Source organism: Streptosporangium sp. G11 (assembly GCF_051192615.1).
In the GTDB taxonomy this organism is placed as follows: domain Bacteria; phylum Actinomycetota; class Actinomycetes; order Streptosporangiales; family Streptosporangiaceae; genus Streptosporangium.
Map to the genome: position 1 here is coordinate 24,217 of NZ_JBPJUQ010000035.1, position 23,927 is coordinate 48,143.

At 72.3% G+C, this 23,927-nt stretch carries 20 protein-coding genes; 5 read left to right on the plus strand and 15 right to left on the minus strand.

The features are described 5' to 3' along the window. Positions 1-64: 64 nt before the first annotated feature. Positions 65-1,039, minus strand: a complete 975-nt coding sequence (locus ACSDR0_RS28135; protein WP_435291902.1) for an aldo/keto reductase — start codon at positions 1,037-1,039, stop codon at positions 65-67. Between the two features lie 132 nt (positions 1,040-1,171). On the opposite strand from ACSDR0_RS28135, the gene ACSDR0_RS28140 reads away from it, so the two are divergent. Then, positions 1,172-1,807, plus strand: coding sequence for a TetR/AcrR family transcriptional regulator (locus ACSDR0_RS28140; protein WP_435291903.1), 636 nt, complete (start codon positions 1,172-1,174; stop codon positions 1,805-1,807). A gap of 120 nt (positions 1,808-1,927) precedes the next feature. On the opposite strand, the gene ACSDR0_RS28145 is transcribed toward ACSDR0_RS28140, so the two are convergent. Next, positions 1,928-2,731, minus strand: a complete 804-nt coding sequence (locus ACSDR0_RS28145; protein WP_435291904.1) for an SAM-dependent methyltransferase — start codon at positions 2,729-2,731, stop codon at positions 1,928-1,930. Between the two features lie 406 nt (positions 2,732-3,137). On the opposite strand from ACSDR0_RS28145, the gene ACSDR0_RS28150 reads away from it, so the two are divergent. Together ACSDR0_RS28150 and ACSDR0_RS28155 are read left to right on the plus strand one after the other, a co-directional pair. Beyond that, positions 3,138-4,382, plus strand: a complete 1,245-nt coding sequence (locus tag ACSDR0_RS28150) for an ROK family protein (protein ID WP_435291905.1) — start codon at positions 3,138-3,140, stop codon at positions 4,380-4,382. A 169-nt stretch (positions 4,383-4,551) separates the two neighbouring features. Next, complete coding sequence (locus ACSDR0_RS28155) at positions 4,552-4,929, plus strand: DUF5335 family protein (protein ID WP_435291906.1); 378 nt, start codon at positions 4,552-4,554, stop codon at positions 4,927-4,929. Between the two features lie 170 nt (positions 4,930-5,099). Here the strand turns inward: ACSDR0_RS28155 and ACSDR0_RS28160 are convergent, their stop codons facing one another. From ACSDR0_RS28160 to ACSDR0_RS28175, 4 genes are all read right to left on the minus strand, one after another. After that, on the minus strand, positions 5,100-7,112 hold the full coding sequence (locus ACSDR0_RS28160) for an alpha/beta fold hydrolase (protein WP_435291907.1): 2,013 nt from the start codon (positions 7,110-7,112) through the stop codon (positions 5,100-5,102). Continuing rightward, positions 7,112-8,899 (minus strand): N-acetylglutaminylglutamine amidotransferase, encoded by a 1,788-nt coding sequence (locus tag ACSDR0_RS28165; RefSeq protein WP_435291908.1) that lies wholly within the window; start codon positions 8,897-8,899, stop codon positions 7,112-7,114. The genes ACSDR0_RS28160 and ACSDR0_RS28165 overlap by 1 nt, the downstream gene beginning before the upstream one ends. A gap of 81 nt (positions 8,900-8,980) precedes the next feature. Continuing rightward, positions 8,981-11,518, minus strand: coding sequence for a glutamate--cysteine ligase (locus ACSDR0_RS28170; protein WP_435291909.1), 2,538 nt, complete (start codon positions 11,516-11,518; stop codon positions 8,981-8,983). A gap of 358 nt (positions 11,519-11,876) precedes the next feature. Further along, on the minus strand, positions 11,877-12,503 hold the full coding sequence (locus ACSDR0_RS28175) for a hypothetical protein (RefSeq protein WP_435291910.1): 627 nt from the start codon (positions 12,501-12,503) through the stop codon (positions 11,877-11,879). A 297-nt stretch (positions 12,504-12,800) separates the two neighbouring features. On the opposite strand from ACSDR0_RS28175, the gene ACSDR0_RS28180 reads away from it, so the two are divergent. Further along, entirely contained in the window at positions 12,801-13,424 is a 624-nt protein-coding gene (locus ACSDR0_RS28180; protein ID WP_435291911.1) for a class I SAM-dependent methyltransferase, read from the plus strand. A 208-nt stretch (positions 13,425-13,632) separates the two neighbouring features. On the opposite strand, the gene ACSDR0_RS28185 is transcribed toward ACSDR0_RS28180, so the two are convergent. From ACSDR0_RS28185 to ACSDR0_RS28220, 8 genes are all read right to left on the minus strand, one after another. Beyond that, positions 13,633-14,094: a cupin domain-containing protein gene (locus tag ACSDR0_RS28185; RefSeq protein WP_435291912.1), complete on the minus strand. Its 462-nt coding sequence runs from the start codon at positions 14,092-14,094 to the stop codon at positions 13,633-13,635. Then, the gene (locus ACSDR0_RS28190) at positions 14,094-14,612 is read right to left on the minus strand and encodes a flavin reductase family protein (RefSeq protein WP_435291913.1); all 519 of its coding nucleotides are present in this window, start codon (positions 14,610-14,612) and stop codon (positions 14,094-14,096) included. Before ACSDR0_RS28190 ends, ACSDR0_RS28185 begins: the two co-directional genes overlap by 1 nt. Before the next feature lie 116 nt (positions 14,613-14,728). After that, positions 14,729-15,820, minus strand: a complete 1,092-nt coding sequence (locus tag ACSDR0_RS28195; RefSeq protein ID WP_435291914.1) for an LLM class flavin-dependent oxidoreductase — start codon at positions 15,818-15,820, stop codon at positions 14,729-14,731. Between the two features lie 11 nt (positions 15,821-15,831). Continuing rightward, positions 15,832-17,091, minus strand: coding sequence for an ABC transporter ATP-binding protein (locus ACSDR0_RS28200; RefSeq protein WP_435291915.1), 1,260 nt, complete (start codon positions 17,089-17,091; stop codon positions 15,832-15,834). Beyond that, positions 17,088-18,104 carry an ABC transporter ATP-binding protein gene (locus ACSDR0_RS28205; protein ID WP_435291916.1) on the minus strand — a complete coding sequence of 339 codons (1,017 nt, stop codon included), beginning with the start codon at positions 18,102-18,104 and terminating at the stop codon, positions 17,088-17,090. Before ACSDR0_RS28205 ends, ACSDR0_RS28200 begins: the two co-directional genes overlap by 4 nt. Further along, positions 18,094-19,005: an ABC transporter permease gene (locus ACSDR0_RS28210; RefSeq protein ID WP_435291917.1), complete on the minus strand. Its 912-nt coding sequence runs from the start codon at positions 19,003-19,005 to the stop codon at positions 18,094-18,096. Before ACSDR0_RS28210 ends, ACSDR0_RS28205 begins: the two co-directional genes overlap by 11 nt. Beyond that, positions 19,002-19,925, minus strand: coding sequence for an ABC transporter permease (locus tag ACSDR0_RS28215; protein ID WP_435291918.1), 924 nt, complete (start codon positions 19,923-19,925; stop codon positions 19,002-19,004). Before ACSDR0_RS28215 ends, ACSDR0_RS28210 begins: the two co-directional genes overlap by 4 nt. Positions 19,926-20,089: 164 nt before the next feature. Further along, the gene (locus ACSDR0_RS28220) at positions 20,090-21,622 is read right to left on the minus strand and encodes an ABC transporter substrate-binding protein (protein WP_435291919.1); all 1,533 of its coding nucleotides are present in this window, start codon (positions 21,620-21,622) and stop codon (positions 20,090-20,092) included. A gap of 133 nt (positions 21,623-21,755) precedes the next feature. On the opposite strand from ACSDR0_RS28220, the gene ACSDR0_RS28225 reads away from it, so the two are divergent. Then, a complete protein-coding gene (locus tag ACSDR0_RS28225; RefSeq protein WP_435291920.1) occupies positions 21,756-22,556 on the plus strand; it encodes an IclR family transcriptional regulator in 801 nt (266 codons plus the stop codon). A 193-nt stretch (positions 22,557-22,749) separates the two neighbouring features. On the opposite strand, the gene ACSDR0_RS28230 is transcribed toward ACSDR0_RS28225, so the two are convergent. Then, positions 22,750-23,778 carry a Ca2+-dependent phosphoinositide-specific phospholipase C gene (locus tag ACSDR0_RS28230; protein WP_435291921.1) on the minus strand — a complete coding sequence of 343 codons (1,029 nt, stop codon included), beginning with the start codon at positions 23,776-23,778 and terminating at the stop codon, positions 22,750-22,752. Positions 23,779-23,927: the final 149 nt, after the last annotated feature.

A 23,927-nucleotide genomic window follows, 5' to 3' on the forward strand; every position in this document is an offset into this window, starting at 1 on the left:
AAGGTAGGCTCCACCGCTCTCTGCCGCGGCCCGCGCCCTTTACAACGTAGATTCATAAGACGGGTCAGTCCCAGGTCGGGAGCATGGCCTCGGGGTAGCGGGCGCCGAAGCCACCCTCCGGGAGGATCTCGGCGATGCGCTTCAGATCGGCGTCGTCGAGGGTGAGGTCGACGGCCGCGACGTTCTCCTCCAGGCGCCGGGGGCTGCGGGTGCCGGGGATGGGGACGATGTCGTCGCCCTGGGCGAGAAGCCAGGCCAGGGCGAGCTGGGCCACGGTGGCGTCCTTGACGGCGGCCAGGTCGGTGAGCCTGCGGGTGGCCTCAAGGTTCTTCTCGTAGTTGCCGGGCTGGAAGCGGGCGTCCCAGCTGCGCATGTCGCCGGGGTCGTACTCGGCGCCGGGCTTGGCCTGGCCGGTGAGGAAACCCCTGCCGAGCGGCGAGTAGGGGACGAACCCGATCCCGAGTTCGCGCAGGACGGGGAGAAGCGTCTCGACGTCGCGCTCGAACAGGGAGTACTCGGTCTGCAGGACCGAGACGGGCCGGACGGCGTGCGCGCGGCGGATGGTGTCCTCGCCCGCCTCGCTCAGGCCGAAGTAGCGGACCTTGCCGGCGTCGATGAACTCCCCGACCGTCCCGGCCACGTCCTCGATCGGCACCTCGGGGTCGACGCGGTGCTGGTAGAGCACGTCGATGACGTCGACGCCGAGGTTGCGCAGGCTGTTGTCGACGACCTCGCGGATGTGCTCGGGACGGCTGTCGACGCCGCTCTTCCTGGCGCCGGTGAAGTCGAACCCGAACTTGGTGGCGATGACGACCTCGTCCCGGACCGGCGCGAGCGCGGCCCCGACGATCCGCTCGTTCTCGCCCCGCCCGTACAGCTCGGCCGTGTCGAAGAACGTCACCCCCAGGTCGTGGGCCCGGCGGATCGTCGCGGCCCCCTCCTTCTCGTCGGAGGGCCCGTACGCCATGGAGATCCCCATCGCGCCGTATCCCAGTGCCGACACCGTCAGGCCCTGCTGTCCGAGGTTTCGCTGCCGCATGACGCTCTTTCCCCGCGGCCGGGGCTCGTTCTCTCAGAACAGGCTCCGGCCTGCGTTTCTCGTTGATGTTAGAGTGCTCTTACATTGATGTAAGAGCACTCTAACATCAGGAAGGGGGCAGAATCGTTCGCCGTGAGCAGTCCCCCGACACCGCGACGCGGTTACCACCACGGCGACCTGCGTGCCAGGTTGATCAGCGAAGGCATCGCACTCCTGGCCGAGACGGGTGTCGCGGGCTTCTCCGTGGCCAAGGTCGCCGTCCGCGCGGGCGTGTCGTCGGCCGCGCCCTACCGCCATTTCCCCGATCGCGAGGCCCTGCTGGCCGCCTGCGCGGCCGCCCTCACCGCCGCCCTCACCGACCTCCTCGCCCGGGCGGCCGAGCTGGCGGGCCCCGACCCGGTCGACCGGCTCGCCGCCACCGCGGGGGCCTACGCCCGCTACGCGCTGGAGCATCGCGCCGGTCTCGACCTCATCCACTCCCATGACTTCGCCGCCCCCCACCGCCAGGCCGTCCTGGAGCAGAGCCGTCGCCTCATGGACACCCTGATGGCCCTGACCTCGGAGGTTCTGCCCGGCGACGCCTCCTGGGCCGACACCGCCGACCTCGCCTACGTCCACCTGTCCACCACGCACGGCTACGCCACCCTGCTCCCGAGGGACGGCCGGCCACCCCAGGACGTCGACGGCGTCGCCGCCCGCGCCGTCACCGTCGCCCGCGACCACCTCACCGGCCACCTCCTGCGCCTGCGGAGCCACGGCGCCCCCTGACGCGGCGGGTCCCGGGGTCCTCCGGCAGGAGGACCCAGCCCCGTGGAGGCAGGACGCCCCGCGCGGGAACGACAAGGCCCGCGCGGCACGATGTGCCGCGCGGGCCCTCCCGTCCGGATGTCAGCGCTTGCGGGCGATCCCGCCGTACATGAGCCGCTGCCCCACGGTCAGTTCCCCCTGGACGGGGGCGTCGGGCCGCCACAGGGGCAGCGGGACGACGCCCGGTTCGAGCAGCTCGAAGCCGTCGAAGAACCCGGTGATCTCCTCCGGCGTCCGGAACCGGCCGGTACCGAGCAGCGCGAGGTACTTCTGCTCGGCTTCGCGCGACTCCTGGGTGGAGGCGCAGAAGTGGGTGATGAAGAGGTAGCTGCCCGAGGGGACCGCCGCCATGTAGGCCTCGACGATCCCCCGGGGGTCGTCGTCGTCGTGCAGGTGGTGCAGGACGCCGACCAGCATCACGCCCACCGGCCGGTCGAAGTCGATGAGCCGCTTGACGGCCGGATCGGCGAGGATCGCCGCCGTGTCGCGCAGGTCGGAGGTGACGACCTCCGTGCGCTCGTTCTCGGCCAGCAGTGCCCGCCCGTGGGCCAGCACCATCGGGTCGTTGTCGACGTAGACGACCCGCGACTCCGGGTCGGCGCCCTGCGCGACCTGGTGGGTGTTCTCCACGGTCGGCAGCCCCGAGCCGAGGTCGACGAACTGGGTGACGCCCTGTCCCGTCAGGAACCGCACCCCCCGGCCGAGGATCTCCCGGTTGTAGGTCGCCACGTCGTAGATCTCGGGGACGACCTTCACGATCTCGGCGACGAAGGCGCGGTCGACCTCGAAGTTGTCCTTGCCGTTGAGGACGACGTCGTAGGCCCTGGCGATGCTCGGCCTCGTCGTGTCGATGCCGCTGTTTCGCTCATCCCGCTTGTCGGTCACAGGGATCCTTCCTCGCGATCTCGGGGCGATCGGGATGATCATATGGCCTGGAAAGCCAACAAAGACGGCTTTTCGCCTATGGCATGAGGTGGGCATCCGGACGTCCCGAATCCGCCGGCGCCCGAGGACCCCGAGGTGGAGTCCTGTGACAGCGGCCCGTGACGGCGGCCCGTAACGGCGGCCCGTAACGGCGGCCGGTGACGGCTCCGGCCGGTTCGGGGACGCCTCGTCGCCGTGACGCCGTCCCCGAACCGGCCGGGGCGACGAGGAAATACTCCCGGGGCCACAGGTCGGCGTTCCCTCGGTGTGACAGGATCTGTTCCAGTGCTCCCGGCCGGCGTGGCCGCCCTGTCCCGCCGTCGCGGCGCACGACAATGACAGGCCCCGAGTCGTCAGGATCCCCACGATGCTGAAAGCCGGTCGGTCCCAGGAGGAGATTCGCCGGCACAACCTCGGCGCCCTGCTCCGGCACGTGCACCTGGGCGGCCCGCTCTCCCGCGCGGCGCTGGCCGGCCGGATGGGCCTGAACCGCAGCACGATCATGGGACTGACCGGGGAGCTCACCTCGGCGGGCCTGGTCCGCGAGGAGCTTCCCCGAGACACCGGCAAGGCGGGCCGGCCGTCGCTGGTGGTCCGCCCGGAGTCCGACCGGGTCTACGTGATGGCCTTCGACGTCCGCGTGGACCGGCTGGTCGCCGCCAGGGTCGGGCTGGGCGGGACGGTTCTCGACCGCAGAGAGGCGGTCCGGCCGCGCGCCGGTGCCGACCTCGACGACGTGGTCGGCACCCTCGCCGGGTTCGCCCGCGAGATGTACCGCGGGACACGCCCCGACGCGGTGTGCGTCGGGGTCGGCGCCGCCTACTGCGGCATGATCCGGCCCGGTGACGGGATGGTGCGTTTCGGGCCGGACATGGGCTGGGTGGACCAGGCCTTCGGTACCGAACTCGGCCTCAGGCTGGGGCTCGGGCTACCGGTGCCGGTGGGCAACGAGGCGCACCTGGGCGCGCTGGCCGAGCACGAACGCGGGGTGGGCGTGGGCTTCCAGAACCTGGTCTACCTGCACGGGGACGTCGGCGTGGGCGGCGGGATCATCGTCGGCGGAAAGCTGCTCGACGGCGACGGCGGGTACGGCTGCGAGCTCGGGCACATGATGGTGAACCCGTACGACGGGCGGCCCTGCGGGTGCGGCTCCCGCGGCTGCCTTGAGGCGGAGGTCGGCGAGCGGGCCCTGCTCGACACCGCCGGCCGGTCCTCCGACCTGGTCGGCCGCGAGGGCGTACGGACCGTGGTGGACGCCGCCGCTCGCGGGGACGTCGCGGCCGGGGACGCGCTGCGCCGGATCGGCGACTGGCTCGGCATCGGGGTGGCGAACCTGATCAACCTCTTCAACCCCGGCATGGTGATCTTCGGCGGGATGCTGCGCGAGGTCTACCAGGGCTCGGCGGCCCAGGTCCACAGCAGGGTGGAGGCCAACGTGCTGGTGATCTCCCGGGAGAGGGTGCGACTCCGCACCTCGGCTCTCGGGGACGACGCCACCCTGATCGGCGCGGCCGAACTCGCCTTCTCCGAGATACTGGCCAACCCCTTGGAGGTCCTCGCCCACGGTGTCGGCCGGATCGGGTCCGGGACGGGGCGTCCCGCCCCACGGTGACCGGCCCCCTGTGGCGGAGCGGCCCGCCCGGCCGGGGCGCGGCATGCCGGGTGGCTTCCTACCTGATCGTGTGATGTGCGGCGATCGGGGCCGGCACCAGTATGGGAAGGAGGTCGCCGGGGGGCTTGACCATCCCCGCCGGCCGTTTCCTGCCGGAAGGAGCCTCCAGATGACTCAGGAACGATCCGAGCTGCCCCGCGAGAGGTGGCGCCCGTTCTTGGACGACTTGACAAGGCAGTACGAGGGCTCGGACGTGACCATCGAGGTGCTGAGCCTGTCGTTCGGTGACCTCCTGCCGGTCGAGAGGCTCCCTCTGTCCTATATCGAGTACGACGACAGGGACGACATCTTCTCCGTGGGGGTGGGCGGGCGCGACGGGCGCTATCCGGTGGTGCTGCGCCACGCCGTCGAGCATCCGCAGAAGATATTCAGCGACATCGTCTCGCCCGCCACGCCCCGGGTTTTCGACGTCGTGGACGCGGAGGGCACGCAGACGATCGTCACCATCCACCGGCCCATCGAGCCGGACGGCACGTCCACCGCGTGATCAGCCCGGCGTTTCGGCCGGTTTCCCGAAGCCGTCGAGCCGCGACGTGACACGGTCGAACGCCGCAGGGCGAGAGCGCGGAGCGTGCCCGGCCGGGGCCGGGCACCCGCCCGCGCGAGATCGCGGAACAGGTCCCGTTCCCCGGGGCCGCGGGGACCTCCGGGGATCCGTCACTCCTGATCGGGGACGGCCAGGTGCCACCTGAGCCATTCGACGACGTTCTTGACGAAGGTGACCCGGTTGGCGATCTGCCGGATCTCGTGCCCCTCGTCCTCGAACAGCAGGAGCTCGCAGGGCACCTTTCTGGCCCGCGCCGCCTGGAGCACCTGCTCGGCCTCGTAGAGGGGGACGTTGGTGTCACGGGCACCGTGCACGACCAGCAGCGGGGCGGCCAGCCGGTCGAAGGAGTGCAGGGGCGACAGGGCTCGCAGCAGGTCACGGTCGGCGACGGGGTGGCCGTACTCGCTGACGGCCGCCGCGGCGATCCACGGCTCGGTCCGCTCGTAGAAGGTCTCGAAGTCGGCCATGCCGCAGACGTCGACCCCGGCGCGGAAGAGGCGCGGGTGGGTGACGAGGGCGGCCAGCGTCATGTAGCCGCCGTACGAGCGTCCCATGCAGGCGATCCTGGACGGGTCGGCGATGCCCGCCCGCGCCAGTTCCAGGGCGCAGTCGGCGACGTCGTTGATCGCGTCGAAGCGGAGGGCGTGGTTGTCGGCGTTGCGGAAGGCCCGCCCGAACCCCGACGAGCCGCGGATGTTCGGCGCGAGCACCCCGATCCCGGCGGCCAGCAGGTTCTGGAACAGCGGGTTGAAGGTGGGCCTTTCCTGGCTCTCCGGACCGCCGTGCAGGTAGACGACGAAGGGCGCCGGGCCCCTGGCGCCCGGGACCCGGTAGAGCCAGCCGGTCAGCTCCATGCCGTCGCCCGCCTGGAAGCGCATCAGCTCCGCGCCGGCCGCCTCGGGGATCGGCCCGGATCCCGCGATCCGCCGGTAGCCGCCGGTCGCCAGGTCGCAGAGCAGCACGTGGGAGGGCTGGCCGGGTCCCTCGGCCGCCAGGACGGCCAGGCTGCCGTCCAGGGACACCCTGATCGAGGACACCACCTCGGCGGGCAGGGGCGGGAGCGGGCGTGTCTCGCCGGTGTCCAGCTCGATCACCTTCAGCTCCGACCGGCCGGAGGCGTTCCACACCAGGACGGCGAGGCGGCCGTCGGAGCTCAGCGCGAACTGGTCCAGTTCGGCGTCGGAGCGCTCGGCCAGCACGACCTCCGCGCCGTCCTCGCCCACCGCGACCAGCGCGGCCCGGTCGCGGCCGACGTCTGACAGCAGGTAGGCGGTCGTCCCGTCGGGAGAGAGGATGCCGTAGTCGGTGGTGCCGGTCAGACCGGCCAGCAGCGGTCGCTCCCCGTGACCCGGCAGGTCGCCCGCGGCCTCGTCGGGAAGGCTCGCGGGGAGGCCGGGCGGGACGTCGGAGAGGTGGCCCGCGGGAAGATCGAAACGGATTCCCGCGGGAGAGTCGGCGGGGAGGGCGGGAAGGTGGCCCGCGGGATCGCCGAAAAGGGCGGGAAGGTCGGCCACGTACATCCGGCGCACGCCGCGCGGGCCGCGCCGCAGCAGCATCCGCCGGTGGTCGCGGCTGACCGCGGCCGGGTGCATGAGCGCCCCGCCCGCGATGACCTCCCGGCTTCCGGAGCTCGCGTCGATCAGCACCGCGTCCGTACGGCCCGACGAGGACACCTCCTCGACGAGGAGGACCTCCCCCTGGCCGGTCCAGCGCACGAACGACGCCGACCCGCCCTCGGGCGCGGCCAGCGGGCGCAGGTCGCCGCCGTCGGGCCTGACCGTCCAGACCTGCGTGTGCTCCCCGCCGCCCGGCACGACGAGGACGGCCAGCCGCCCGGCGTCGGGTGACCAGCTCACGTCGGCGACGGGCTCGGGCCCCGTGTCCACCGGCCAGGCCTCCGGGTCCTCGTCCCGGAGGGCCTGGAGCGCCTCCTGGGTCTCCCCCGGGAGCCACTCCTCCAGGTCCCTGCCGAGGGGCCGGATCCAGACGCGCGGCGAGCCGTCCCTGTCGCCGACGAAGGCGACGGCGCTCAGATCGGGCGCCAGGGCGGGCGCCCGGCAGCTCCAGGCGGTCAGGCCCGTGCCCATCGAGGGGCGGGAACGAGCGCCGAGAATTTCGGTCATCAAACTCCTTGTGCCTGCAACCACAGCTCCAGGAGTCCGAGTTGCCACAACGCGTTGGCACCCAGGGTAGTGCGGTGTTCGTCCGGGGCCGCGAGCAGCTTGTCGACGTACGGCTGGTCGAACAGACCGCGGGACCTCGCGGCCCGGCCGGTCAGCGCGTCCCTGACGAGTTCCAGGAACGGGCCGTGGATGTGCCTGATGGCGGGGACCGGAAAGTACCCCTTGGGCCGGTCGATGATCTCGGCGGGCAGCAGCTTGCGGGCGGCCTCCTTCAGGACGCCCTTGCCGCCGGAGGCGAGCTTGAGCTCGGGCGGGCAGGCCGCCGCCAGCTCGACCAGCTCGTGGTCGAGGAACGGGGTCCTGGCCTCCAGCCCGAAGGCCATGGTCATGTTGTCCACCCGCTTGACCGGGTCCTCGACGAGCATGACGTTCGTGTCCAGGCGCAGCACCGCGTCGAGCGCGGTTTCGGCGCCGGGCCGGGCGAGGTGGCGCCGGACGAAATCGCCGCTGACGTCCTCGTCCAGCATGTACCCGGGCGACAGGATCGCGCCCAGCGTCCCGTGCGAGCGGTCGAAGAACTCCCTCTCGTACGTGGCGGCGGCGTCCTCGCGTGCCACGCCGGCGAGCGGCGGGTACCAGCTGTATCCGGCGAACACCTCGTCGGCGCCCTGGCCGGACTGGACGACCTTGACGTGCTTGGAGACCTCCTCCGACAGCAGGTGGAAGGCGACGCAGTCGTGGCTGACCATCGGCTCGCTCATGGCCCGCACCGCGTTCTCCAGGGCGGGCAGCATGCGGGCGTCGTCGACGGGGATGCGGTGGTGATCGGTGCCGAACTCCCTGGCGACCAGGTCGGAGTAGGCGAACTCGTCCCCCCGCTCCCCTCCGGCCGAGGAGAACCCGATGCTGAAGGTCGACAGCCCCTCCTGCCCCTCCTCGGCCAGCAGCGCGACGATCAGGCTGGAGTCCAGGCCTCCGGAGAGCAGCACGCCCACGGGCACGTCCGCGACCATGCGCCTGCGTACGGCCGTCCGCAGCCGGTCGAGCACGGCCTCGTGCCACCCGTCCGGGGTCAGCCCGGCGTACTCGGGCAGGGCCGACCGGGTGTGGGGCGGCTGCCAGTAGAGGTGGTCGGTGACGGTGCCGTCGGGCTCGACGGTGCGCACGGTGGCCGGAGGGAGCTTGCGCACCCCGGCCAGGATGGTGCGCTCGCCGGGCACCACCGAGTGGAAGGTCATGTACTGGTGCAGGGCCACCCGGTCGATGCCGGTGTCCACCCCTCCCCCGGCGAGCAGCGCGGGCAGGGACGAGGCGAAGCGCAGCAGCCCGGCGTCCTGGGTGACGTACAGCGGCTTGATCCCCAGCCGGTCGCGGCCGAGGGTGAGCCTGCCGGTGTCTCGCTCGGTGACCGCGAAGGCGAACATGCCCTTGAAGCGGTCGACGCAGCCGGTCCCCCAGCGGTGGAAGGACTTCACCAGCACCTCGGTGTCGGAGGTGGAGAAGAAGCGGTAGCCCAGGCCCTCCAGCTCCCGGCGTAACTCGCGGTAGTTGTACAGGCACCCGTTGAAGACCCCGGCCAGGCCGAGGTCGCTGTCCACCATCGGCTGGGCGCCCCGGTCCGACAGGTCGATGATCCTCAGCCGCCGGTGGCCGAGGGCGATCGGCCCCAGCGACCACAGGCCCGCCCCGTCGGGCCCTCTGTCGTGCATGACGTCGTTCATCCTGGCCACGGCGGCGACGTCCGCCGGGCGGCCGTCGAACCGGAGCTCACCGCTCAAACCACACATCGAAACCCCCCGGTGACCGGCTCACGCCGGAACTCACCGCTCAGATCAGTCACTTCTCACACCTCGGGACCACGCCTGAGCTCACCGCTCGGGCCGCGCCTCGGCGGTCCCCCTCGGAAGCCAGGTGTCCTTGGAACCACCTCCCTGCGAGGAGTTGACGATCATGCTTCCGGCCGGGGCGACGCGGGTCAGCGCCGTCGGCGGCACCGTCGCCGTCTCGCCGAAGCAGACGAAGGCCCGCAGGTCGACCACGCGCGGGCTCAGCCTGCGCCCGTCGAAGGTCGGGTGCGTCGACAGCCGGATCGTCTCCTGGGCGACCCAGCCCTCGGGCGCGTCGAGGATCGTCTTCCTGACCTCTTCGAGCTCCTCGGCGGAGGCGTCGGGGCCGACGACCACGCCCTGCCCGCCGAACCCGTCCACCGGCTTGACGACCAGCTCGGCCAGCCGGTCGAGCACCTGCTCGCGGTCTTTCGGGTCGCGGCACAGGTAGGTGGTGACGTTGTCGATGAGGGGCCGCTCGCCCAGGTAGTACTGGATGAGGCGCGGCACGTACCGGTACAGGCACTTGTCGTCGGCGACGCCGTTGCCCGGCGCGTTGGCCAGGACGAGCGTGGAACGCTCGACGGCGTCCATGATCTCCAGACCGAGGTGGCCTTCGAGCAGCTCGTTCTCGTCGATCCTGCGGTAGAGCACCTCGATCCGGCGCCCGTCGATCTCCAGACGACCGTTCTTGAAGGACAGGTCGGCCGGTACGGCCAGGACCGCCCCCAGCTCCTCGGCGAGCATCTTGTGCTCGTAGTAGGCGGAGTCCTCGGGGCCCGCCGAGACCACGGCGAGGGCCGACGGATCGCCGGATCCCGCCGCGAGCAGCGCCTCCCGCAGAGTCCGCAGGCCCTCCCCCGGGTCGGCGACCCCCGCGCCGGGGACGAGATCCGGCATCAGCTCGGTGATCAGCCGCCTGTTGGTCACGGCGTATCCGAGGCCCGAGGGCACCCGCAGGTTGTCCTCGAGCACCGCCCAGCGGCCGACGTTGTCGCGGACCAGGTCCAGCCCGGCCACGGCGCAGCGCACGGTGCCCTGCGGCACCCTCCTGCCGGGCTTGCGGTAGCCGGGGGACTCGTCGACCACCCACGCGGGGATCGTGCCGTCCCTGATGATCTCGCGCCCGTCGTAGACGTCGTGCAGGAACGCCTCCAGCGCGCGCACCCGCTGCGGCAGGGCCCGCTGGATCCCGGCCCACTCACCGGCCTGGACCAGCCGGGGGACCAGGTCGAACGGGTAGATCCGGCTCTCGCCGCCGCCCTCCACCTGGAAGGTCATGCCGTTGCGGCGCTGGTAGGCGTCGCGCTTCTCCTCCCGGTCGCGCAGTCCCTCGACGCCCAGGCGGTCGAGGGCCCGAAGCACCGGCTGGTAGGACTCGCGCACCGTGCCCTCGATGATCGCCTCGTCGCCGGGGGCCTCGTAGCCGTCGAGGAGGCTGGTGTGCATCCTCGGCGTCGGACCGCCGAAGGCGGTCTCCCACTCCTCGGACCGCGTCTCGGCGATGACGAGGTCGACCACGTCGGCCAGCCGGCCGCCGCGGGCGTACGCCTCCCGCTGGCGGGCCGCGGAGCTTCCTCGCGCCAGCGATTCCCTGGCCAGGGAGGTGACGAGCTCCCAGTCGCCGCTCTGCTCCAGCTGCGGGCGCAGGTTGTCGATCATCCGCCGGATCACCTCGGCGGCCGGTGCCGGGGCGCCGTCGACCGGGTCGACGAGGTCGCCCTCCAGCCCGGAGCGCGACGCCCGCCAGGACGCGGCGCGGACCATCTCCAGCCGGACGGTGCGCTCGGGGCCGTTCTGCGCCGCCTCCAGCTCCCTGGCCACCAGCGCCCTGAACAGCCCGGCGATCAGCACGATGTCGCCCACCCGGGGACAGGCGTCGCACACCCGCAGCTCGATGGTGGGCAGGTGCGCCGAGGGCCGGATGTCGAAGTAGATCATGCCGGGGTCGGTGATCACCCCGGAGGCGACGAGGTCCCGCACCACCTGGTCATACTCGGCGGCCGACTCGAACCTGGGCACGGGGCCGGCGGTGGGCCAGCGCTGCCACAGCAGCGGGCGGTAGCTGGCGTACCCGGTGTCGGAGCCCAGCCAGTACGGCGAGCTGGAGCTGAGGGCGAGCAGCGGGGGCAGCCAGGGGGCCAGGCGGTGTGCGACGGCCACGGCCAGGTCGCGATCCTCGACGTCGGCGTGGAACTGCGTCCCGCAGATCAGCTGCTCGCGGGTGAGCAGCTGGTAGTCGGCGAGCATCTGCTCGTAGCGGGGATCAGGGGAGATCTTCAAGGCCTCCAGATCCACCAGCGGCACGCTTCCCGCCGCCACGATTCCCAGGCCGAGGCCGTCCGCCGCCTGGATCACCGTGCGGCGCAGCGCGGTCAGGTCGTGCCCGAGGTCCTCCAGATGCATGAAAGGCCTGCTGTTGGCCTCGACCACCGAACGCTGCAACTCGTGGGTGAAGCGCTCCGCGGGCAGCTGCTCAAGCAGGACGCCCGCCCGTGGGACGAGGTGCCGGGTCTCCACATCGACGACGTGAAACTCCTCTTCGACACCGACCGCGATCGGCCCCGCCAGACCCGCCATTTCACCACTCCTGAAGTATGCCGATTCATCGGGTTTTTTATTCATTGCCCGAAAAAAGGAGTTCCGCACTTCACGGGGCACTTTGGGGGAAAGTGAAGCCGCGGACTCGTTACCTGAGATCGGGACAGACCGCTTCCCCTCCGGCGGGAGGACTCACCTGTTACGGCCAGGAGATCTCCGCGAATTCCGGACAGGACGCCGCCGAGCTCCGGCGGCGGGCCGGCGCGAGGCCCCTTCGGAGGGCTCCGCCCGAGGGTGGGTGCGCCCCTGTCACGCTCGGCCCGGCAACCAAAGGTGACCGGCCCTCGACCGAATGTGACCACGGTACGGCCGGAGGTGACCCGGAGGTCGCCGGGGCCTACGCGGGCGGCTGCCCGGCCGGAGACCCGCCGCGCCCTGACGGCCCGGCATCCGGGCGCTCCCGCACCGGGGACGCGCCGGACGGGCCCGCCGGACCGAGCGGGTCCGACAGGTCTGACGGGCTGGACGGGCCGGACGGGCCGGAGGCGCCCGACGAACCGGAGGCGCCCGACGGACCGGACGGACCCGGCGGACCGGACGGCGGCTCGACCTCGGCCGGCCGCGCCTCGATCATGCGCGGCCGGGACGCGCCTTCCGGCGGCCCGAACGTCTCGGGAAACGCGTTGATCCCGAGCGTCTCCGGACGGTCGCCCGACGGGCCGGGCGGATCGAGGAGCTGCCGCATGGGCGGGCTGTCGAGGAAGGTGGAGACGGCGTCGACCACCCCCTCCCCCAGGGGGCGGAACGCGTCGACCACGGCCTGGGCGGGCGGGCCGAGGCGGGTGCCGACCTCCTGGAGGAAGTCTTCCAGCACCTGCGGCAGCGGCGGCACCGGCAGGCCGAACTGAGGCTTCGGCCGTGCCTTCTCCGGCGGCGTCCAGCGCATCGAGTCGTCGCTCATGGCGAGCCATTCGTCGACGGCGCCGTCGATGGAGTCGAGCACGTGATCGGAATCGTCTGGCATGACGGCTCCCCTCATGACCGGGATCCGATAAGACGACGGTACCTCGCTCCGTCGCCCCCGGGCAGAGGCGGGTGGGAACCGTCACCGGTGGCGGACCGGGCCCGCCACCGCACTTACCCGTTCCCGGCCACCGGACCGGCGTCTGTACGGCGGCTGTACAGGCGCTGTACGGCGCCGGAAGCCCGATCATCAAAGCCCGTCAACTGGCATAACCCTCTCAACTGGGGGAATAAGCTGTCGATGCTCTCTCAAACTCGTCCTGCCGGTAGTGACACGCTCACATTCCTCGGTGCGATCATGCGTAATCCCCATCAGCTGGGGGCGATCGCTCCCAGTTCGAAGGCCGTCGCCCGCCTGGCGGCCTCGATCGTCCCCGCAACCCCCGGGGCCGTGGTCGTCGAACTCGGAGCCGGCGGTGGAGTGATCAGCGACGCGATCCGCGACCGCCTCCCCCCGGGGGGACGGCAGCTCGCCGTGGAGGTCAACGAGGGCATGGTGAGCCACCTGCGGCGCAGCAGGCCCTGGCTGGAGGTGATCGCCGGCGACGCGGGCGACCTCGGCAAGCTGCTGCGGGAGGCCGGTCTGTCCCACGCCGACGCGATCGTCTCCTCGCTTCCCTGGACCCTGTTCGAGGAGGCCCAGCAGAAGCGCATGCTGGAGGAGATCGCGGCCTCACTCGCCCCCGGCGGCGCCTTCAGCACCATCACGACGCTGACCGTGATGCCGTTCCAGCGCTTCCGGCACTTTCGCGGCCTCATGAACGGCACGTTCGCCACCGTCGCCTCCCTGGGCCCGATCTGGCGCAACGTACCGCCCGCCCTGGTGTACACCGGGGTCATGGCGGGTGACCGGCTGGCCGGGGAGCCGACCGGCGGCTGGGCGACCGAGGGACGACCGGCCGGGGACACCGGCGGCGAGTGAACGGCCGGCCGGGGATCGTCCCGGCGGCCGGATGAGCAAAGAGCGACGGCGGGGGTGATCGGACGGGGATCCTGTCCGGCGGACCAGGCGGGCGGATCCGCCCGGTGGATCGGGCGGGCGGATCAGACGGGCGGCGGACACGTGAGGACCTCGGGGTGACGGCGGTCCGCCGTGGTCCCACGGTCCCACGGTCCGCCGCGGCCGCCCGTCACCGTGAGGTCAGGACCGGCCCCGTCCACGTGAGGTCGTCCAGGTTGATCACGATGGCGTCCTGGGTGCTGCGGGCGATGACCACGATCGCCTCCAGGTCGGGGTCGGGATTCTCCTCCCGGTGAGGGACGAAGGGCGGCACGAAGATGTAGTCGCCCGGCTTGGCGTCGATGCGCACCTCGACGGGCTCCTCCCCCTCGATGTCGGCGAAGACGAACGAGGGGTTGCCGCTGACGACGTAGATGGCGGTCTCGGACTCTCCGTGGTGGTGGTTCGCCGAGGCGGTGGCGGGCGCCACGTGGGTCTGGCCCATCCACAAGCGGCTGGAGCCGACGGTGGCGCCGCTGATGGCCGCGAGGCGGCGCATGCCGCCGGTCTGGGCGGTCTCGGAGGTGAGACCGCCGGGCGCGATGTGGTGCAGGCGGCGGTGGAACGGGTCCTCGGGAAGGACGATCGGCATCAGTCGCTCCTGGTTCGGTCGGAAGGGTGCGGCGCGAGCGCGCCGAAACCTCCATCGTGGTACAGCAGCGGGGGGTGGGCGGGATCGGTGTGCCCCTCCACGACCCGGCCGACGACCAGCCGGTGATCTCCCGCGATGAACCGCTCCTGGGTGCGGCAGAGCAGCCACGCGGCCGTCCCGTACAGCAGCGGCTCCCCTCCGGGAAGAGGTTCCCAGCGGTCCCGGTCGGCGAACCTGTCGGCGCCCTTCCTGGCGAACAGCTCCGCCACGTCCCGCTGGTCTCCGGCGAGAATGTGGACGACGAACCCGTCCGCGTCACGGATCGCCGGCCAGCTCGACGAGCCGACCGAGATGCCGAACGACAGCAGCGGGGGGTCGAGCGACATCGAGGTCAGCGAGGTCGCGGTGAAACCGGCCGGACCGGGGGCGGTGACGACGGCGACCCCGGCGGCGTGCCTGCGGAAGGCGGACAGGAAGACATCGCGCGGCTGCCCGCCGCCGACCGCCTCGGCGCTCATCGAGATACCTCCCGTGCCGTGTCCCGGCTGATCGGTTCGCCGGGGGTGCCCGGCCCTGCCCGGCCGGGCGCACCCGGGCTGCTCGGGACCGGCCCCCTTGGCCGCGCGGGTCGCGCTCACGCGCCCACGCCCGCGGGTTCGCGCCGGTCGGCGCCCTGCCGGAGCAGCGGCACCAGGTCGTCGCCCCACCGCACGACGTCGTCCACCGGGTCGAAGCCCCGGACGAGGAAGGTCGTGACGCCGAGGTCGTGATACCTCAGCAGCGCCTCGGCGACCTGCTCCGCGGTGCCGACCACGGCCGTGGAGTTGCCGCCGGGACCGGTCAGGTTGGTCACGCCGTACCAGAGCCGCTCGTCGTGCACCTCCCGCTCGGCGCCCTGCTCCTGGAGCCTGGCGGCCCCGACGGAGGTGGACTCGCTCTTTCCCTTGCCCCAGCGGAGCCCGCCGCCGGAGACCCGCTCGGCGGTCGCCGCCCTGATCCGCTCGGCCCGCTCCCAGGCCTCGGCCTCGGTGGCGGCGACGATCGGCCGGGTGGACAGGCTGAAGGTGATCTCGCGGCCGTGCCTGGCCGCCTCCTCCCTGACACGCCGGATCCGCTCGGCGGTCTCGGCCAGCGGCTCGCCCCACAGCATGTAGACGTCGGCGTGCTCGGCCCCGGTCTGGACGGCCGCCGGGGAGGCGCCGCCGAAGTAGAGCGGGATGTCGGCCCTGACCGAGCTGTACGCGCCCTCGAACCGGTAGAACTCGCCCTCGTGGTCGAACGGCTCGGCCGAGGTGAGCGTGCGGCGCAGCACGGACATGAACTCGCCGGTACGCCGGTAGCGGGCGCCGTGGTCGAGGAAGTCGCCGTCGCGGCGCTGGTCGGCCTCGTCTCCGCCGGTGATGTGGTGGATGGCGACCCTGCCTCCACCGGTGAGCTGGTCGAGGGTGGCGAGCTTCCTGGCCACCACCGTCGGGGCGACGAAGCCGGGCCGGTGCGCGATCAGCACGCGCAGCCGCTCGGTGGCGTGCAGCACCGACGCGGCGACGGCGAACCCGTCGGGCGAGGAGGCCCCGTAGCCGATCAGCACCCGGTCGAACCCGGCGGCCTCGTGGGCGCGGGCGAACCCGGCCAGATAGGGGACGTCGATGGGCGGGCCGTCGATGAAGGAACCGTGGGTCTCTGAGAAGTCCTTCGTGCCGACCATGCCGAGAATCTCGATGGACATGCGTGTGCTCCTTAACGGGCGACGAAGCGGGGGACGGAATCGGGGGCGAGATCGGAGGCGAGATCGGAGGCGGGGTTGGAACCGAGGGGCGGGGACGGGACGGAGCCGGGATCGAGGCCGGGGCCGGGGACAGGGGGGAGGAGGGGACCATGGGCGGGACCGGGACCGGGGCCGGGGGCGTGCCGGGGTGCGGCGGCCTGCGCGGGCCAGGTGCCGGCGTGGTGGCAGGCGACCGTGCGCCCGTCCCGGGTGACCGGCTCGGGGACGACCGAGCAGGCCTCGGTGGCGAACGGGCAGCGGTGGGCGAAGACGCAGCCGCCCGCGGCGCCGGTCGATGCCGCCCGCAGCCGTTCCAGGGAGTGGCGCGCGGCACCGGTGACGCGCGGGGCGGAGGCGACGAGCAGCGCGGTGTAGGGGTGGCGGGGATCGTCGAAGACCTCGCCGATCGGGCCCTCCTCGACGATCCGGCCCCGGTAGAGGACCGCGACCCGGTCGGCGACGCCCGCCAGGGAGCTGAGGTCGTGGGAGATGACGACGACACCGGCGCCGAGCCGCCCGCGCAGATCGTCCAGGAGGCGCAGGATGTGGTTGCGGTTGGAGGCGTCCAGCGCGCTGACCGGCTCGTCACAGATCAGCAGCGACGGCTCCGACACGATCGCGCGGGCGATCGAGACGCGCTGCCGCTGGCCGCCGGAGATCTGGCCGGGCGTCCTGGCCGCGAGGCCGGGATCCAGGCCGACGAGCTCCAGCGCCGCCCGCACCCTGGCCGCACGCTCGGCCGGGGGCACGCCCCGCACGGCCAGGCCCTCACCGACGACGGCCCCCACACTGTGGTCGGGGTCGAGCGAGCGGAGCGGGTCCTGGAAGACGAACCGCACCTTCCCCGTACGGCGGTGCGCCCTCAGCGCCTTGCCCCGCAACGAGGAGATCTCGACGCCCTCCACCTCGACGGAACCGGAGTCGGGGTGGACCAGCCCGACGACGGTCCTGGCCAGGGTCGTCTTGCCGGAGCCGGTCTCCCCCACGATCCCGACGATCTCCCCGGCCCTGACGGTGAGGTCGACGTCGCTGAGGATCCGCACGGCGGGCCTGCCGAGCGACACGTTCACCCCCCGCACGGCCAGCAGCGGCACGCTCGCCGAACCGGCCGCGACGACGGAGCCGGTCACGGGAGCGTTCGCGGGGGTGCTCACAGAACCGGTCACGGCGCCGGCGCCGGTCACGGGGATACCCGTGGAGCCGGTCGCGGAGGTGCTCGCGGGGCCGGTCACAGGTCCGTCCCCCGCGCCCCGGCACCGGCGGGCACCGCGTCGCGATCCGCCGGCTCCGGGCGCAGGCAGCGGACCTCGCACCCGCCGGGGCGGGCGGTGAGCGGAACGGGCGCCGCCGAGCAGGCCTCCTCGGCGAAGGCGCAGCGGCCGGCGAAGCGGCAGCCCGGCAGGGAGGCGCCCGCGGGCGGTGGCTGGCCGGGGATGACCTCCAGGTCTCGCCTGCCCCAGTCGCCGACCGAGGCGACCCGCAGCAGGGCCTCGGTGTAAGGGTGCCGGGGCCGGGCCAGGACCTCCCGCGTCGGCCCCGACTCGACGATCTCGCCCCCGTAGAAGACGACGATCCGGTCGCAGAGCGCCGCGATGACCGCCAGGTCGTGGGAGACGCACACGATCGACAGGCCGCGCTCGGCGCGCAGCCGGGCGAGGAGTTCGAGCACCTCGGCCTGGACGGTCACGTCGAGCGCGGTGGTGGCCTCGTCGGCGATCAGCAGCTCGGGGTCGCAGGAGACGGCGATGGCGATCAGGACGCGCTGGAGCATGCCGCCGGACAGCTCGTGCGGGTACTGGCCGCAGACACGGGCCGGGTCGCGCAGGCCCATCGCGTCCAGCAGCTCGACGGCGCGCTCGCGGGCCGCGCGCCGTCGCAGGCCGAGCTTGACCCGCAGCACCTCGGCGAGCTGGCCGCCGACCGGCAGGGACGGGTTCAGGTAGGAGGCCGGGTCCTGGAAGACCGCGCCGATCCTGCTCCCGCGGATCCCTAGCCACTCCCCCCGGCTCGTCCCCGTCAGGTCGTGGCCGCCGAACCCGATCTCGCCCGAGCTCACCGAGCAGCCGGGCGGCAGGGCGCCCAGGACCGCGCGGCAGGTGAGAGTCTTGCCGCTGCCCGACTCGCCGACCAGGCCGACGGCCTCGCCGGGGGCGACCTCGAAGGAGACGCCGCGCACGGCCTCGGCCCGGCCTCCCGAGACGGTCACGCGCAGGTCGCGCACGCTCAACAGCGCTTCAGCGGGCATGGAGCTCCTCGCTCTCGTCGGTGTGGAGGCTTCCGGCCCGGAGGCCGTCGACGCCTTCGGTCGCTTCGGTGGGAAAGCTCTCCGCGTGGAGGCCGGTCGTGTCGCGTACGGCGTCGGCGAGGGCGTTGAGCGCGCCGACGGTCAGCATGATCACGAGGGCGGGCGCGAGCGGGGCCAGAGGACGCTGGTGAAGGTAGCCCAGGTCGCTGGCCAGCATCCCGCCCCAGGTGGGGGCGGGGGGCTCGACGCCGATACCGAGGAAGGCGAGGGAGGAGACGACCAGCAACGCCGCCGCGGACGCCCCGGCCGCGGTCACCGCGACCGTCGGCAGCACCTTGCCCGCGATGTGGGTGCGCAGGATGCGGGAGCGGGACGCGCCGAGCAGTTCGGCCGCCTCGACGTACTGGGCCCGGGTGAAACTCAGCGCCGCCGTGCGGGTGACCCGGTAGAACACCGGCGCGAGCAGCAGCCCGATGGCGGCCATCGCCTGGTGCAGGCCGTTGCCGAGGATCCCGGCGACGGCGATGGCGAAGATGACGAACGGCAGCGTGAGCAGCGCGTCCACCAGCCGCATCGTCGTCCACTCGAAGACCCTGCCGAAGAACATCGAGGCCAGGCCGGGGATCGCGCCCAGGAACAGCCCGACGGCGACCGCCTCCGCCGCCCCGGCGATCGAGAGCCCGGTCCCGGCGAGCAGCCGGCTGAACACGTCGCGGCCGAGGTAGTCGGTGCCGAGGAGGTGTTCCCCCGACGGCCCCCGCAGGCGCAGCCCGGGGTTCTGCGCGATCGGGTCGTACGGGGCGAGCAGGCCGCCGAACACGGCGACGAGGAGCACGACGGCGAGGATCGCCACGGACAGCTTGACGGAGGGCAACCGCCACGCCCTGCGCAGGGAGGTCATCGCGCACCCCGCAGCCTGGCGACGGCCGCGTTGACGGCGACGTTGGAGACGAGCACCAGCGCGATGGTGGCCAGCAGCGCGCCCTGGATCACCGGGACGTCGTGCTTGAGCGCCGCCTCGCCGGTGAGCTGGCCGAGACCCGGCAGCGCGAACACCGCCTCGGTGACCACCGCGCCGCCGATCAGGCGGGGGATGTGCATCCCGAGCACGGTGAGCGCCGGGCCTGCGGCGTTGCGCAGCGCGTGCCGGAACAGCACCCGCCCTGCCGGGAGCCCGCGGACCACCGCGCCGGTCACGTAGTTCTCCCTCAGCGCGGCCACCAGGCCGGTACGGAGCTGCCTGGCGAGGTCGGCGGCGGCGTCGAGGCTGAGCGCGATCGCCGGGAGGGTGATCAGCCGCAGCCACTGCACGGGATCCTGGGAGAACGGCACGTACCCGCCGGAGGGGAACACCGGGACGATCACGGCGAGGACCACGATCAACCCGATGCCGACGACGAACGCGGGCAGGGTGGAGGCGACCGCGCAGAGGGCGGTCACGATCCGGTCGAACCTGCCGCCGTTGCTCACCGCCGCGCCGATGCCCGCCGCGCCTCCGGCGAGGACCGCGATGAGCACGGCCAGGCCGGTGATCGACAGGTCGACGGGGAGGCGCTGCGCGATGCTCTCGGCGACCGGGATCTGGGTGAACCAGGAGCGGCCCAGGTCTCCGGTGAGGGCGTTGCCCAGCCAGGTGACGTACTGCCCGAGGAAAGGGCGGTCGAGCCCGAACTCGTGGCTCATCCTGGCGATGTCCGCGGGGGTCGCGGTCTCCCCCAGCACGGCCGCCGCCGGGTTGGCGTCGCCGAGCGCGCCCAGCCCGTAGGTGATGAAGGTGGAGGTGAGCGCCACGACCACCAGGGCGGCCGACCCGCGCGCCACCGCGCGCCACCGGGCCCTCCCCGCGGTCCGGCGGGCGTGAGAGGGTCCCGCCCGGCCCGCCGTCACGACGGGCCGGCGAACCGCCCCACCCTCCCCGCTCCCCCCGGCCGCCCTGTCCTCCCTGGCTCCCCGCGCGGTCGCGGGGGCGCGTGATCCGAGCGCGGTCACGGGTTCGCCACCCGTACGCCGTCGAAGCGCTGCACCGCGAGGTTGGCGGGAAGCTCGGAGACCCTGGGGCTGCGGGCGAAGATGCGCGGCGTGGTGAACAGCCAGACGTTGGGGAGCTCCTTGACGCCGATGGCGACCGCGTCCTGGACGGCCTTGGCGTAGCCGGGGTCGTCCGGCGGCGTGGTGCGGATCCTGTCGAACTGCTCCAGCAGCGCCTTGGGCGTGTTGCGTCCGGGGTTCATCAGCCCCTCGGGCCCGTACACGACGCCGAGCGCCTGCAGCGGCGACTCGCGGCCGACGAAGCCGTCGGGGGCGAGGGCCACATTGTGCTGGACGTAGACGAGCTGGGTGTGCTGCGCCGGGGCGATGAGTTTGATGGCGGTCCTGATCCCGGCGGCCTTGAGCTGCTCCTGGACCTGCTCGGGCAGGCCCTCGGGGGTGGCGGTGGTCAGCGGGACGTCGACGCCGTTGGGGAACCCGGCCTCGGCGAGCAGTTTCCTGGCCTTGGCGGGGTCGTACGGGTAGAGGTTCTCCAGCTCGGGGTTGTAGCCGAGGTGGCCCTTGGGGAACGGCTGCGTGTTGACCTCGCCGACGCCGAAGCCGGAGGTCTCCAGCAGGGCCCTGCGGTCGACCGCGTACTTCAGCGCCTCGGTGACCTTGGGGTTGTCGAACGGCGCGATCTTGTTGTTGACGTCCAGGACCCGGACGGTCAGCGACGGGATGAGGTCCACCTTCAGCCCGGCCGCCTTGGCCGCGTCGATCTGGGCGGCGGGCAGTATCGCGACGTCGAACTGGCCGGACTGGAGCCCGGCGACGACGGTGGCGGGCTCGGAGACGGTCTTGAGCTCGAACTTGGCCAGATGAATGTTCGCGACGTCGTAGTAGGACGGGTTGCGGTCCAGGTTGGCGTGCGAGCCGGGGACGAGCTGGGTGAGGGTGAAGGGTCCGGCGCCGGCGGGCTTGGCGCTGACGGCCTTGGCGTCCGCCTCGAAGACCCGGGGGTTGACGATCATCCCGGTCTTCCCCGCGAGCAGGTTGGGGATCTGGTAGTCGGGCCGGTCGAGCAGGATCCTGAACTCGGTGGGCGAGACGACCTCGACGTCCTTCACCCCGCGCAACTGGGAGGCGATCAGCGAGTCCTTCTGGTCCCGGCCGCGCAGGACGCTCCTGCGGACGGCGTCGGCGTCGAGCGGGGAGCCGTCGGAGAAGGTCAGCCCGGCTCTGAGGGTGAAGGTGACGTTTTTGCCCCCGTCGGCGTACTTCCAGGCGGTGGCCAGGCCGGGGACGGCGTCGCCCGTGTCGTCCAGGCGGGTGACGGCACTGTAGACGAGGGACAGGGCGTTGACGTCGTTACCGGCGCTGGAGGTGACCGGATCCCACGTTGTGGGAAGGGTCCAACCCCACTTGAGGGTGCCCCCCTCGCCACCGGAGCCGGTGGTGGCCGACTGGGTGCCACCGCCACAGGCGGTCAACGCGAGAACGACCGAGAAGAGCAGGGCCAGCGGTCGCAGAAGCCGACGGACAGGCATGACGGGGGTCCTCTCAGGGAAACGAGCCAGATCCCACATGGCAAGATCTTCATTCCACATAGTAGTAATACCCCAAAAACCCGTCAAGAGTGTAGGGAATAGCTTTTGACCCTAAGCTGGGATGGTGGACCTGATGAAGCCGAAGCCTGAAGACGCCACCCGCAGGGGCACCCAGGCGATCGAACGCGCCATCGCGGTGCTGCGGGCGTTCGAGCGGTCGGTGACCCTCTCCCCCACCGAGGTGGCGCAGCGGCTCCACCTGTCGGTCAGCACCGCCCACCGCATCGTCCGCGCCCTGCACGCGGCGGGGATGCTCGGCCAGGACCCGGTGACCGAGCGCTACCACCTCGGGATCACCACCGCCACGCTGGGCCGCCTGGCCCTGGAACGCCTCGGCGCGACCACGATGCTCCCCGAGCTGGAGGCCCTGCGCGACCTGACCGGGGAGGCCGTCAACCTGGGCGTGCGCATCGGCGACGAGGTGGCCGTGCTGCTCCAGGTCCCCTCACGGCAGCCGCTCCGCTACGAGCAGGAGCCCGGCCAGCGCAACCCGATCCACGTGTGCGCGATGGGCAAGGTCCTGCTCGCCTTCGGGGATCCGAGGGTCGGCATGCAGGAGCCCTTCGCCCGCTACACCGACACCACGATCACCACCCGCGCCGGGCTGGAGGCGGAGCTCGACCGCATCCGCGCCCGGGGTACGGCCATCAACTTCGAGGAGCGCGTCGCCGGGGTCCGGGCCGCGGCCGTCCCGGTCCACGACGGCCACGGCAACGTGCTGGCCGCGCTGGCCATCCAGGGCCCGGCCGTACGGCTCGGCGACGACCGGCTCCCCGAGCTGATCACCCGGCTCACCGCCACCGCCCAGCGGCTCGGCTCCGGCCACGACCTCCACGCCGTCCCGCCCGCGCACGCCACCGCGAGCGGCTCCTGACAGATCTCCCGTGCCTCCCCGCGCCTCCGTCACAGAACGCGACGCTCCCCGGCCGGGAAGGACCGGGGAGGACTGGGGAGGACCGAGGAGCGTCGTGCCGCCCGCGTGGCCTTTTCCTTCACGCGAGTTCCTTCACGCGAGTACGCGAGTTCCTTCACGCGAGGCCCTCCAGGGGAGCGGCGTGATCATCGTGCTAGCAGGCGGCGCGGTCGTGCGGTCCCTGCCAGCCGGGTACGGTGCGCCAGTCGCTGGAGACGACGGTCGCGCCCAGGCAGCCGAGCTGCCGGGTCCGGTCGAGGGCCTGCTGCGGAGTCGGGTTGTAGGTGTCCAGGGCGGGCGCGACACTGTGGGCGCCGGTCACCGTGGTGAAGTAGTCGCGGTAGAACGCCCGCGACTCGGCCGACAGCCCGGCGAAGCTCGTCGCGCCGCCGTCGAAGACCACGAACCAGGGACGCAGCGACTCCTCGTAGCCCTGGCGCGGGTCGCCGCCGCCGTACGACCCCTGGGGAACCGGGAACACCTGCGCGTCGGCGGGATGGTCGCGCAGGTGGCGGGCGTACTCCAGCTCGGTGGGCAGGCTGTCGTTCTCGACGGTGCCCCTGATGACGTAGACCAGGATCTTGCCTCGCGTGTCGGACGGCCAGGCACCGGCCCTGGCCGCCGCGTCGGGGGTGGGGTGGCCGCCCCTGAGGGTGGACGGTGTGATCATCGCCCCGGCGAAGCGGTCGCGCAGGACGGTGTCGAGCTCGTCGGGCCCCTTGCCCCGGTTGTCGTGGAACCCGTCCTTCATCTCCAGCTTGACGACGAGAAGCTCGTGTCCGGGGTTGGCGTCGTGCCACGCCTTGACGTTGTCCAGGCAGCGGTTGAACGGCTGGCTGCGAGAGGAGTCGCGCAGCTCTCCGACGGTCGCGCCCTGTTCGCAGTTGTTGTCGTTGCCGAAGGGGTTGGAGTGGCTGACGGTCCACTGGCCGAAGAAGGTCCACAGGTCGATCTCGATCATCCGGTTACCCGCGTCGAGCGCGTCGATCAGGTAAGGGTAGGCCGCCCTCTCGTAGGCGTTGTGAACGCCGCCGAAGGTGAGGCCGGTCAGGGGGGCGGCGCTCCCGTGGGCGGGGGTGCCGATGATCGAGGTGGTCACGGACGCGACCAGCGCGACCACGACGGCGAGACGAACGGAGAAACGGGCGAGGAAACGGGCGGGGAAACGGAGAGGGAAATGCACGGGAAAACGGGCGGAGAAACGGGCGGGGAAACGGGCGGGGAAACGGGCGGGGAAACGCAAAACGGCCTCCGAGGGGGGTGGAGAAGCGTGCCCGTGGGCGGTGCGGTTTTCAAGCCGCATGACAGATCCTGACTCAGTGATGTCACCCT